The organism is Thermomicrobium sp., assembly GCF_053493975.1.
The window spans coordinates 1-11,835 of the sequence record NZ_JBRBZA010000036.1; the positions used below are offsets into that span (position 1 = coordinate 1).

Below are 11,835 nucleotides of genomic sequence, written 5' to 3' on the forward strand. Positions count from 1 at the left end.
GGCGGCACCGGCGGTGGTCAGGGCGACAGCGGTACCGGCGGCACCGGCGGCAGCACTGGTGGAGGTGCGTCGACTGCGCCGAGCACACCCGCGGTCCCCGCGAGCGAGGCAGCCAGCCCGAGCACTGACGCCCAGCCAGTCGAGAGTAGCGACGTACCCACTACCCAGCAGCCAGTGAGTGAGGCCCTCCCAGCCAGCTCGGCCCCGAGTACGGCGCCCCCGATCCCTCAAGTCCTCCCGCGCACGGGCCAGCCGCAAACGCCCAGCGCACTCATCGTCCTCGCTGGCATCGCGATCGGGCTGGTCGGCAGCGGAGTGACTCTGCTTCGTCGTCCCACCCGAACTCGTTGATACTCCGTCGGAAATTGGCGCACGGCATCTCCGTCGGGATGGATCCCGATGGAGGTGCCGTGTGTCTTTTCAGTCGCTTTCCTGCGTGAGTGACCTGCCGTCCCGCAAACGGCAGGCGATCCGAGCTGCCTTCCCCCTGTCAGCCTGATCGATGCTCTTCGAGCCATCGACACTTGCTGTCGACGCTGTTCCAACGACGAACCGGTCTTTCTGGCCTCGACCACCTCAGCGGATCCCTCTCACATGAGACACCGGCACTTCCGCTCCCAACGACACGATGGCCTTCGGCAGTGAATGGCACCCGGACGCGACTCAGCACGAGAGGCAATTGCGCCGATCGCACGGTCGCCCGCTCACAGCCGAGTTCGCCCGACCACCCCGCACCGGCTCGACCCGACGCCAGCAGAACACCTACCCAGGGCTCGAACTCCAGCGCCGAGCCTCCCGAGCGCTGCGACTGCGAACCGCCTACAGGCCTGCGGCGAGCGTTCTTTTGGACAAGCCCGCACTCCCGGGTATCTCGAGGTAAACAGCCAGACCCAGGCTCGATCAGCTTGCACAGCCTTTCCGGTCCCCATCGGGCCGATCGAGTCGCAAAGCTGCGCTTGCACCTCCTCCGGATCGTTCTTCCCAGCACTGCCGTTTTGGCAGGCTGGCAGCACCGAGCAAGAGCGGTTCGGTCGTGAGGTGGGCCGACTCGGACGCACGAGCGATGGCCCTACCCCTGGGCCACAGCGTCACTCGCGAGCACTCGCCCGAGGTGCGACTCCTTCGAGACGCGAACTCTTTCCACGCGCGGCAGTAGCGTCCTGACGAATCCAACAGAAACGGCGCCCAACGCAGTACCAGAGGCGACCATGGATCGAGTCCGACGGAAGCCCACTGGCCCGGCAGCAGTCTACGGCCGTAGACCAGCGATCCTTTCCCCAGAGGACGCAGACCTCGTATACTCTGTCAGTAGACAGACAAGCCTCCCAGTCGCTGGTGCATTGCTCCAGTGGAGAGAAAAAGGTCGGTCGTTCGCTCATACACTACTCTGGCTTTTCTCGGCTGTCTGGCCGCAGTCGTGCTCCTCGTCTTCGGTCTCGCCGCCGGGGCCGGTATCGGCTATCTCGTCTACCGCACCCGCGACCAGGCGAACGCACCCACCGCGACCCCCGCTCCGCTCGCCCGCGTGACCGCTCCCGCCGAACCGACCGCTCGACTAGTCGTACCGACGTCCACCGCGTCGCCGCGACCCACCCCGACACGGGTTCACCGGCCGACCCCGTCGCCGCTTCCCTCACCGACGCCACCTCCCCGTCCCACCCCGACCCCAGAACCACTACCCACCCCGTCACCGACTCCCGCGCCAGCTCCTGCCCCGACCAATGCGCCTTCGTCCGGAGGAACAGCGCGGACGATCGAGGGCTGGCCGGAGTACCGAGATCCCGGCTATCTGCGCGTCCAAATCCCACCCGGTTGGCTCGTCGTCACCACGCCCGAAGCACCCGAGTACAACTTGCATACGTGTCACTGCTACTGGATGTTCATGAGTCAGCCGATGGTGCAGAACAGTCCCTCGGCCGAAGACGTCGCCAATTGGTTCGATAGCCTGGACCCCGATGATCTTGCACCGGGCGGTGTCCTCATCGAAGTCCTGCGCACTGACTCGCAGTACGCTCCGCCCGTCGATTGGGGGCAGCCCTTTGGTCCGATCGAAATCCGACCCGGCTTTGCTGCCGAGTACTATCAGCTCGATACGGCTGGGCGCAAATGGGGATACCGCTATCGCGACGCGCAAGGACGGAGTTGGGTGATCGTCGTCAAAACGAACGACGTCCTCGCCGGAAGAAGCCCGGTGCTGATGGCCATCGCGGCCATCCTGGAGACCATCGACCACCGCTGAGCTGCTGGAGCCGCCACCCGGCACCACCGTACCCTGCATCATTCCGGCTGGCCTCCTGATCTCGGTCTGCGCTGGGCGAGGACGTCCTCCGTCGACCCTCCGCAACACCATCTCGACCGGCAGCGAATCAGTGGGGATCCGCTCGCCAACGAGCCAATGACCGGCCTGGTATGCTTGTTTCCCGGTGAACGGGGTCGACGGTCGAGATCGCGGGAGAGACCCAATGCACATTCCCGATGGCTATATCAGCCCGGCAACGGCACTCGCCTACTGGGGAGGCGTCCTTCCCTTCTGGTACCTCGCCTCCCAACGCTTGCGTCGTCTGCTGGTCGGTCGCACGGTCCCTGTTCTGGCGCTCTTCTCGGCCTTCGTCTTCGTGGTGATGATGTTCAACGTTCCCCTCCCCGGTGGAACGACCGGCCACGCGGTCGGCAGCGTGCTGGCCGCCGTCGTGCTCGGACCCTGGGCCGCGATCGTCGCGACCTCCGTCGCCTTGATCGTGCAAGCGTTGTTCTTCGGTGACGGTGGCATCCTGGCCATCGGCGCCAACTGCTTCATCCTCGGCGTCGCCATGCCATTGACCGGCTATGGGATCTATCGGCTGATCGCCGGGTCCAGCCCACTGGAGAGCCGTCGCCGGGTCATCGCCGCTGCTGTGGCCGGCTACGTCAGCATCAATGTCGCTGCCCTGTTGGTCGGCCTGACGCTCGGTATCCAGCCGCTTCTCTGGAGCGAGAACGGCCGCGCTCTCTACAGCCCCTATAGCCTGGAGGTCGCGGTGCCCGCGATGCTCGTTCCGCATCTCACCGTGGCTGGACTCGCCGAGGCGATCGTCACGGCCGCCGGACTCACCTTGGTACGCCGGCTCTCTCCGGACCTCTTGGCGAGCGTACCGTCCCCGGCTCCGACAGCCGCTCGAAAGCGGTCGCTCGTGTTGCTCGTCGCCGCCGTTCTCGTCCTGCTCACTCCGCTCGGCTTGCTCGCCTCCGGTGCGGCCTGGGGCGAGTGGTCGGCCGAAGAACTCGAGCAGCTCGTCGGCTACGTGCCCAGCGGTCTCGCTCGATGGGAAGGCTGGTGGCGCGCTCCGCTGCCCGATTACACGCTTCCGTGGATGGCGGAAGAGGCGTCTTTCACCGAACAGGCGCTCGCCTACGTGCTCTCCGCGATCATCGGCATCGGGTTGGTCAGTGCCCTGATCTTCGGTCTGCGTCTCCTGCTCCAGCTACGCTCGGCGGACGATCGGTCCGCTGCCTCCGCGCGCTAGCATCGAAGGTGTCAGATGGCCCGCCGCAGTTTTCTGGAAAAGACGCTTGCTGACCTCGCCACCACGCTCGAGCACACGGTCTACGCCGAGGAGATGGCCCGTCGTTCCGGACTTCTTCAACTGCTCGACGCGCGCGTCAAAGTTCTCTTGCTCGGCTTCGCGCTTTTGGTCGCTGCGAGCTTGCGAACGATTCCGATGCAGTTCGCCCTTCTCGCTCTGCTGCTCGTCTCCCTCACCGCCAGCCGGATACCGGCATCGATCATCGTCCGTCTCGGTCTCGGTCTGCCGGTCTTTACGCTCCTCGTCGCTGCCCCAGCGCTCGTCCTCGTACCGGGACCGCCTCTCGTGCACCTGCCGTTCGGCCTGACGGTCAGCACGACCGGTGCCTGGAGCGTGCTGACGCTCCTGCTCCGCGTGACCGCCTCGGTTTTCGCTGCCGCGGCGCTCGTGCTGACCACGCGCTGGTCGGACCTGCTCGCCGCACTGCGCGCCCTGCGGGTTCCGCTCGTCTTCGTTGTGGTGCTGGCGATGGCCTACCGGTACGTCTTCGTGCTCCTCGAGCTCGTGCAGGACCTCATCCTCGCTCGTCGCAGCCGCACCCTGCGCGCCCTCCCCGGCCCGGAACAGCGGCGCTGGTTAGCCTCGGCTCTCGCTGTCCTCTTGCAACGGAGTCTCCGGACCAGCGAACAGGTCTACCAGGCGATGACTGCTCGAGGCTTCCGCGGCGAGCCGCGCACCTTGCGTCCCCGCGTTCTGACCGAAGCCGACTGGTTCGCCCTCTCGGTCGGCTCCGCGACCTGCGCCACGCTCTGGTTGATCGATTTGGCTCACCCATGAGGACCGTGTTCGAGCTCCACCGCGTGAGTTACGCCTACCACGGTCGCATCCCGGCACTCGTCGACGTCGATCTGACGATCGCTGCGGGCGAAGCCCTGATCGTACTCGGCCCGAACGGTTCCGGCAAATCGACACTCCTCAAAATCTTGGATGGTCTGTATCGACCCTCGAGCGGGCAGATTTTCGCCTTCGGTCGCGATGTGACGTCGGCTGCGGACGATCCCGAACTCGGCTACTGGCTCCACCAGCGCGTCGGACTCGTCTTCCAAGAACCGGATGTCCAGCTCTTTTCACCGACCGTCTTCGACGATGTCGCCTTCGGACCTCTTCAACTCGGTTGGCCGACGGACCGTGTGCGCGAGGTGGTCCAGCGCGTCCTGGCCGAACTCGCGCTCGAGCACCTGGCCGACCGCGCTCCTTTCGAATTGAGCGGCGGGGAGAAGAAGCGCGTCGCTCTGGCGACCGTGCTCGTGATGGAGCCGGAAGTGATCCTGCTCGATGAGCCGACCGCGAACTTGGATCCGCGGAGCCGCGCGCAGCTGATCGAGCTGCTCGCGACCTTGCACGCGCGCGGCCACACGCTGGTCATCGCCACCCACGAACTGGACCTCGCCGCCGCACTCGGCACGCGGCTCGTCGTTTTTGGGGAACGCGAGCATCGTCCTATCGCGGAGGGGTCGCCGGCTCAGATACTCGCCGATCAAGAACTCCTCCTGGCCGCCAATCTGGTCCACGAACACCCGCACTGGCACGGGGCGTTCCAGCACACGCACCCCCACTGGCACGACCCTGAGCATCAGCACGATCACGACTGAATGAACCGGGCCGGTCTCCCTGTCTGGGAGACCGGCCCACTCGAGGCCACGAGATCGTGGATGTCAAGCAGCACTGGCCAGCAAGCGCAAGTCGGAATTGCGGAGCTTCTGCAGCGCCTCCTTCTCGACCTGGCGGACACGCTCGCGGCTGATCTTCAGCGCATCGGCGATTTCCGCCAGGGTGCGCGGCTGCTCGCCGTCCAGACCGAAGCGCATCACCAGGACAGTGCGCTCGCGCTCCGTCAGCTGCTCCAGGCTGCGGCGGATCTGCTCGCGGATCGCGTTGGTCAACGCTTCCTCGACCACGTCATCGCTCCGCGGATCCGGCAAGAGATCACCGATCGAGCTCTCGCCATCCTCACCGATCGGCTTGTCGAGCGAGGACGTGCGCGGAATCTGCGTCCGGGCCTGCTCGATCCGCGCCACGTCGATACCCAACAGTTCAGCCAGTTCCTCGTTGGTCGCTGGTCGACCCTTCTGCTGCTCGATCTGAGCCTCCGCGCGCCGGATCTTGGCGATCAAGTCATGCATATGCACCGGAACCCGGATCGTCCGGCTCAAGTTCGCCACCGCACGTCCGATCGCCTGGCGGATCCAGAAGGTCGCATAGGTGCTGAAGCGGTAACCCAGTTCAGGATCGTACCGCTCCACCGCCGTCATCAGACCGATGTTTCCCTCCTGGATCAAATCGATCAGCGGCAGTTCGCTCGAGCGATAGCGCTTGGCGATCGAGACCACCAGGCGCAAGTTGTGTCGGATCAGCTTCTCGCGCGCTTCCTGCCCCTTGCGCACGAGCTCGCGCAGCTCCGGAGTGTCTTCGCCAGCCTCGATCCGCTTGCGCGCCGCCAAACCAGCCCGTACCGCCCGCGAGTACTCGATCTCCTCCTGGTGGGTCAGCAACCGGTGACCCCCCACCTCGCGGAAATACCGATACACGGCATCGTTGGCCGCCTGGTCGATGAGATCGTCGGATTCTTCGATCTCCTCGATCTCCTCGACCTCCTCCAGCCCTTCCGACGCGATCAGTTCTTCGAGTTCCAGCAGTTCCTGCAGTTCCCGTTCCGTCATGGATCTCTCGTACCTCCGCTGTTCGGACGCGTCGTACGGACACCGCACGACGTCGTTTCGAAACCTACATATACTAGCACACGCTCGGCTCCAGTGTCAAGGTCGTCCCCCTACTTCGGCCAACGACCGAGCGTGACCCGAACGGTCTGCTCGCGTCCATCGCGCAACACGGTCAGCTCGACCGTGTCACCCGGCTGGTGCGCGCCGATCCGCGCGGCCAGTTCCTGCATCCCCACAACGGGTTGACCATCGATCGCCACGATCACGTCGCCCAGCTGTGCGATGTCCAGTCCACTCGCCTGCGCCGGCCGCAGTCCAGCGCGTGCTGCCGGACTTCCTGGCACCACGCTCAGGACGATGACCCCACGGTCGACCGAGAGACCGAATCGGCGCGCCTGCTCCACGTCGAGATCGGTTCCGCTGATCCCCAACCACGCTGGCTCGAGCTGCGCACCTTGCTCGAGTTGCGGGAGTACCCGTTTCACCGTGTTGCTCGGCACAGCGAAGCCGATACCGACATTTCCCCGAATCGGGCTCTCGATCATGATGGTGATGCCGATCACCTCCCCCCGAGCATCGAAGAGCGGTCCACCGCTGTTGCCGGGATTGATCGGAGCGTCGGTCTGGATCAGTCCTGTCCGCAACCGACCACCCGGCGGGTTCCAGCTGCGGTTCACCGCACTGACGATCCCTTGGGTGACGGTGCCGGAGAGACCGAAGGGGCTGCCGATCGCGACCACCACGTCGCCGACTTGGACGCGGTCGGAGTCGCCGAGCACCGCCACCGGTACCCCCGCAGGAAGGCGGTCGACCCGAAGCAAGGCGATATCGTTCGCCTCGTCGGTGCCCAACACCCGACTCGAAACACGCTCGCCCGTCGCGAAGCGGATTTCCACTGTGCTCGTTCCCTCCACCACGTGAGCAGCCGTGACGATGAGCCCACGTTGGTCGATCACGACACCGGTACCGGCGCCGTGCCGGTCGAAGAAGCTGTCCGACGTTCGTGCGATCACATCGACGACGGCCTCCCCGTAACGCTGGTACACCTGCCCCGCGACCGTCGTCGCCTGCATCTCGGCGACCGGTAGAGCCTGTACTTCGGCCGGGGCCGCGATCGGACTCGAGACCGCTGACGTGCCGGCTCCCCGTTCGCCCGCAAGCGAGAACCCGGCCATGCCCCCGATCGCACCGGCAATCAGGAATCCGATCGCCACTAAGAGCGGCACGATCCTCCTCTGGATCGAACTCGTCTGCTCCATCGTGCATCCTCCAACACATCCTGCACCGTGCACACCGGTGCTTCCGCTCTGAGCCTACTGTCGGCGGATCAAAATCAGGTAAGATCGAGCTGAGAATCTCCTGAGAATCCTCGGTGACGCCTACGCGGGAGACACGAGACTGGGTACAGCCCGGGCTTCGCCCTCCGCGCTCGCTGGTTCGACCGGCAGCAATACCGTAAAGATGCTCCCTTCGCCCGGTCGACTCACCACGCGGATTTCGCCGCGCATCGCTTCCACCAGCGATTTCGCGATCGCGAGCCCCAAACCGGTCCCCTCACCACGCCGGGCACTGTCGCCGCGGAAGAAGCGCTCGAAAATGTGCGGCATGATCGCTGGGTCGATGCCGATCCCCGTGTCGCGGACCGCGATACCCGCGCGACCCTGCTCCACGACGACCGTTGCCTCCACCAGACCGTCCTCCGGCGTGTACTTCAGCGCGTTGTCGAGAAGGATCAGCAGAACCTGATAGAGGAGATCCCGGTCAGCCCGTACGGCGACGTCGCACTCCGCTCGCGCCCTCGCGACCGGTCGCGGTCGCAAGAGTTGCGCTTGCCGCACCGCATCCTCCAAGAGCGACCCTAGCTGCACCGGCTCCAGCCGTGGGCGGAGACCGGCGTCGGCTCGCGCCAACGTCAAGAGTTCGCGGACCAGCCGAATCATCCGTTCGATCTCTGCCGCCACGTCCGCCAGGATCGCTCGCTGTTCCTCGGCGGGAAGCGGTGGCTCCCGCTGCAAGAGTTCGACGTTCCCCCGCAACGTGGTCAAGGGCGTCCGCAGCTCGTGAGAGGCATCCGCTACGAACCGGCGCTGTGCTTGCAGGGCATGCTCGACTTGCTGATAGGCCGCCTCGAGCTCCGTGAGCATCTCGTTCAGGGTCGTCACGAGCGCGCCGATCTCGTCGTTCGGCCCGTCATAGTCCACCCGTCGACTGAAGTCACGTGCCTGCCCGATTTCTCGTGCCGTCTGGGTGATCCGGTTGATCGGCCGCAGACTCGCACCGGCCAAGACCCAGCCGACGAAAAACGCGGTGATCGTCGACACCACGGTGCCGACCGTCAAGTACCGGCGCAGCATCGCGAGCGCTTGATCGAGATCGGCGAGTGGTCGCGCCACCTGCAGGATTCCGACCGGCTGGCCATTGGCGATGACCGTCCGACTGTACACGAGCAAGCGCCCATTCTCGGTCCGCACGATCTCCAACCAGCCGCTCGCTTGTCCGTTCGTCAGGGCGGTCAGCCCCTGGCTGCTGAGCGGCAACTCGTATCCGTTCAAGTTGATCGAACGCGAGATCACTTGCCCGGAAAGATCGCGAGTCTGAACGAAGGTCTGCGGTATCGCCACTTTACCCTGCGGCGTCCGAATCACCGTCAAGCGAAACTCACCTTGCGTGACGATCTGGGCTGCTTCCTCCGCCAGTGCTCGCTCTTGCCACTGCAGACTGAAGCGGGCGACCAACACGTAGAGGACGACGCTGAAGATGACCAGCGTGCAGACCAAGATGCCACTGTAGAGCAGTGTCAAACGCAGTCGGATCGACATACCTTAGGGCTCCCGCAACACATAGCCCACACCCCGAACGGTATGGATCAGTCGGGGCTCCCCACCAGCCTCTAGCTTCTGTCGGAGATAGCCGATGTAGACATCGAGTACGCTATCGTATCCATCGAAGTCGTGTCCCCACACCGCGAGCAGGATCTGATTCCGCGTCAACACGCGGCGAGGATGCCGCATGAAGTACGAGAGCAGATCGAACTCGCGCGGACTCAAGCGGAACGAGCGGTCACCGCGCCGCGTCTCCCGCGTGACCGGATCCAAGACCAAGTCGGCGAAGACGAGCGGCTTCTCGTCGCTTCCCGGTTCGACCCGACGCAAGAGGGCGCGAATGCGCGCGAGAAGCTCGGCCGGTGCGAACGGCTTCACCAGATAGTCGTCCGCTCCGCTATCCAACCCCAGCACGCGGTCTTCCACCGCATCCCGCGCCGTCAGCATCAAGATCGGCGTCCCATCACCAGCCGCCCGCAAGCGCTGGACCACCGCCAACCCGTCCAGTCCCGGCAACAACCAATCGAGCACGATCAGATCCGGTCGCCGCTCCGCCACGAGGCGCAACGCGTCATCGCCCGACTGAGCCACGCTCACCGTGAAACCCTCGTACGACAGCGTTCGCCGCAGCATCTCGACAAGTCGCGTATCGTCATCCACCACCAGCACGTGCGTCATCGCCGCGACTCCGACTCCAGCCGACCTCCCTTGCTCGTCTCGCATCCTACCACGGCGTTCTGTCCACTCGCCCGGTTCTCAGCGAACTCTTACCGGACTCTTGCTCACCTCTCAGGCTGGTCGATTACGCTGCTCTTCGGGAGGAACGACGTGCGGTCGCAGGACCGATTCCGCGAGCCATTGGGAGTGATGACGATCATCGCAGCGATCGCCGTGCTGTTGCTCGCTGCGTGTGCAGGGAGCGCTGCACCGACGGCGACTCCGATCCCCGCTACCCAGCCGGTCCCTTCACCCACGCCGATGCCGATGGTGGCGCGCCCGGCCACTAGCGGGACGCCGGCGGCCGTGCCTACTGCCAGCCCGACCCCGACGCTGGCAACGCCGACACCGACTCCTGCTGGTCAGGCACAGGCGGGGCTCGTCCTCCGTATCGTGCCGGATCAGAGTGAGGCCCGCTACCGCGTGCGCGAGCAACTGTTGGGCCGATCCCTGCCCAACGACGCGGTGGGCCGCACGCAGGCGATCGAGGGGCAGATCGTCTTCACGCCCGACGGGGCCATCGACAGCGCGCAGTCGCGCGTGACGGTCGATCTTACGACACTGCGGAGCGACGAGGCGCGTCGCGACAACTACATCAAGCAGAACACGCTCGAGGTCGCTCGTTTCCCCAAGGCGGAATTTCAGCCCACCGCTGCCCGTGGTCTCCCGTGGCCGTTGCCACCGAGCGGGGAATTCAACTTCCAGTTGGAAGGAAATCTCACCATCCACGGCACGACCGAGCCCGTCGTCTGGGACGTTCGTGCGACCGTCGACGGGTCACGCATCACCGGGACAGCGACCACCACAGTGACCTTCGCCGACTTCGGCCTGACGCAACCGCGTGTGCCGATCGTCCTGAGCGTGGAGGAGTCGATCGCCTTGGAGCTGGACTTCACGGTCGAACCGGAGTCATGAGGCAGTCGGCTCGATTCACGAGACGCCTGCTGCTTCTCAGCAGTCTCGGGGTCGCGGCAGCGTGCCGCAACCGAGCTAACCAAACGCAAACTCCCAGCCTGCCCTCTCCCACCTCCTCTCTCGGGCCGGGGTCAACGGTTACCGCCGAACCCCGGCCCTCTCCTATTCCCGAGCCGACGCCCGGCATCACCCCCACCGCGACGCCGCCTTCCCCCCAGCCGTCGCCGAGTCCCACGCTCCTGCCGTCACCCACCCCGCACCCTCTGGCGGCGTACACGATCGAAGGCCTCCGTGCCCGCCAGTATCCCGGGGGCCAGATCGAACTCCTCCGAACCGTTGCCGAGACCGACGCCTATACCTACTTCCATATCCGTTATCCGTCCGACGGGCTGCGCATCACTGGCGGCCTGCACTGTCCTCACGGTCCGGGACCATTTCCGGTCGTCATTCTCTGTCACGGCTACATCCCGCCGGATCAGTACTGGACCGGTGCCGACACGATCCAAGCGGCCGATGAGCTGGCTCGCCGCGGCTACCTCTGCCTCGCACCCGACTTCCGCGGCTGGGGTGGTTCGGATGCCGGTCCCAACTATTTCCGGACCGGCATCGTCATCGATACCCTGGAGCTGATCAGCTCGCTCCCTTCTCTCCCGGAAGCTGATCCGACGCGCGTCGGTCTCTGGGGACACAGCATGGGCGGCGGGATAGTGGCCAAGGCGATCTGCATCGACGACCGGATCCGCGCCGCTGTCCTCTACGCGCCGGTGAGCGGATGGGATCTCGAGAACATCCGCAAATGGGGTAACGGGACGCGGACGGACGACCCCCTGGGGCCGCTTTACGCACGAGCAGCGCAGGACGAAACCTTCTTGCGAGCGACCTCGCCGCTCTTTCACTTTCACTTCGTGAACTGCCCCGTCCAGATCCACGTCGGTACCGCCGATACCGTGACGCCCCCGGAATGGTCACGGACCATTCGCGACAGCTTGCTCCTCGCTGGGAAACGAGTGGAGTACTTCGAGTATCCCGGCGAGGGACACGCCTTCTCTCCTCCGGCGTGGCGACAGTTCATCGAGCGCATCGTTCTCTTCTACGACCACACCCTCCGCGCACCCTGAGCATGCGCTCCGGTATACTCGCCTTCGTCAGCGGGGAGCC

10 protein-coding genes are annotated in these 11,835 nt (G+C 65.3%); 6 read left to right on the forward strand and 4 right to left on the reverse strand.

Annotated features, from left to right (window positions below; translation table 11 throughout):
• Window positions 1-1,348 precede the first annotated feature (1,348 nt).
• The 4 genes from ACWIVK_RS06875 (at window position 1,349) to ACWIVK_RS06890 (ending at window position 5,155) form a co-directional block, all read left to right on the forward strand.
• A complete protein-coding gene (locus ACWIVK_RS06875; protein ID WP_448575904.1) occupies window positions 1,349-2,239 on the forward strand; it encodes a hypothetical protein in 891 nt (296 codons plus the stop codon).
• A 223-nt stretch (window positions 2,240-2,462) separates the two neighbouring features.
• Window positions 2,463-3,503 (forward strand): cobalt transporter CbiM, encoded by a 1,041-nt coding sequence (cbiM, locus tag ACWIVK_RS06880; protein ID WP_448575905.1) that lies wholly within the window; start codon window positions 2,463-2,465, stop codon window positions 3,501-3,503.
• Window positions 3,504-3,518: 15 nt separating this feature from the next.
• A complete protein-coding gene (gene cbiQ / locus ACWIVK_RS06885) occupies window positions 3,519-4,340 on the forward strand; it encodes a cobalt ECF transporter T component CbiQ (RefSeq protein WP_448575906.1) in 822 nt (273 codons plus the stop codon).
• On the forward strand, window positions 4,337-5,155 hold the full coding sequence (locus tag ACWIVK_RS06890) for an energy-coupling factor ABC transporter ATP-binding protein (protein ID WP_448575907.1): 819 nt from the start codon (window positions 4,337-4,339) through the stop codon (window positions 5,153-5,155). Before cbiQ ends, ACWIVK_RS06890 begins: the two co-directional genes overlap by 4 nt.
• A gap of 63 nt (window positions 5,156-5,218) precedes the next feature.
• Here the strand turns inward: ACWIVK_RS06890 and ACWIVK_RS06895 are convergent, their stop codons facing one another.
• From ACWIVK_RS06895 to ACWIVK_RS06910, 4 genes are all read right to left on the reverse strand, one after another.
• Window positions 5,219-6,223, reverse strand: coding sequence for a sigma-70 family RNA polymerase sigma factor (locus ACWIVK_RS06895; protein WP_012643088.1), 1,005 nt, complete (start codon window positions 6,221-6,223; stop codon window positions 5,219-5,221).
• Window positions 6,224-6,333: 110 nt separating this feature from the next.
• Window positions 6,334-7,482, reverse strand: coding sequence for a S1C family serine protease (locus ACWIVK_RS06900; protein ID WP_448575908.1), 1,149 nt, complete (start codon window positions 7,480-7,482; stop codon window positions 6,334-6,336).
• A 120-nt stretch (window positions 7,483-7,602) separates the two neighbouring features.
• Entirely contained in the window at window positions 7,603-9,042 is a 1,440-nt protein-coding gene (locus tag ACWIVK_RS06905; RefSeq protein WP_448575909.1) for a sensor histidine kinase, read from the reverse strand.
• A 3-nt stretch (window positions 9,043-9,045) separates the two neighbouring features.
• Window positions 9,046-9,723, reverse strand: coding sequence for a response regulator transcription factor (locus ACWIVK_RS06910; RefSeq protein WP_448575910.1), 678 nt, complete (start codon window positions 9,721-9,723; stop codon window positions 9,046-9,048).
• Window positions 9,724-9,873: 150 nt separating this feature from the next.
• Between ACWIVK_RS06910 and ACWIVK_RS06915 the strand changes: the two genes are divergently transcribed.
• Both ACWIVK_RS06915 and ACWIVK_RS06920 read left to right on the forward strand, forming a co-directional pair.
• Complete coding sequence (locus tag ACWIVK_RS06915; protein ID WP_448575911.1) at window positions 9,874-10,677, forward strand: YceI family protein; 804 nt, start codon at window positions 9,874-9,876, stop codon at window positions 10,675-10,677.
• On the forward strand, window positions 10,674-11,795 hold the full coding sequence (locus ACWIVK_RS06920; protein ID WP_448575912.1) for an alpha/beta hydrolase family protein: 1,122 nt from the start codon (window positions 10,674-10,676) through the stop codon (window positions 11,793-11,795). The genes ACWIVK_RS06915 and ACWIVK_RS06920 overlap by 4 nt, the downstream gene beginning before the upstream one ends.
• Window positions 11,796-11,835: the final 40 nt, after the last annotated feature.

Coding starts and splice junctions, on each gene's coding strand:
- ACWIVK_RS06905 (WP_448575909.1), bottom strand. CDS start 9,042: ATGTCGATCCGACTGCGTTTGACACTGCTCTACAGTGGCATCTTGGTC.
- ACWIVK_RS06910 (WP_448575910.1), bottom strand. CDS start 9,723: ATGACGCACGTGCTGGTGGTGGATGACGATACGCGACTTGTCGAGATG.
- cbiM (WP_448575905.1), top strand. CDS start 2,463: ATGCACATTCCCGATGGCTATATCAGCCCGGCAACGGCACTCGCCTAC.
- cbiQ (WP_448575906.1), top strand. CDS start 3,519: ATGGCCCGCCGCAGTTTTCTGGAAAAGACGCTTGCTGACCTCGCCACC.
- ACWIVK_RS06895 (WP_012643088.1), bottom strand. CDS start 6,223: ATGACGGAACGGGAACTGCAGGAACTGCTGGAACTCGAAGAACTGATC.
- ACWIVK_RS06890 (WP_448575907.1), top strand. CDS start 4,337: ATGAGGACCGTGTTCGAGCTCCACCGCGTGAGTTACGCCTACCACGGT.
- ACWIVK_RS06900 (WP_448575908.1), bottom strand. CDS start 7,482: ATGGAGCAGACGAGTTCGATCCAGAGGAGGATCGTGCCGCTCTTAGTG.
- ACWIVK_RS06920 (WP_448575912.1), top strand. CDS start 10,674: ATGAGGCAGTCGGCTCGATTCACGAGACGCCTGCTGCTTCTCAGCAGT.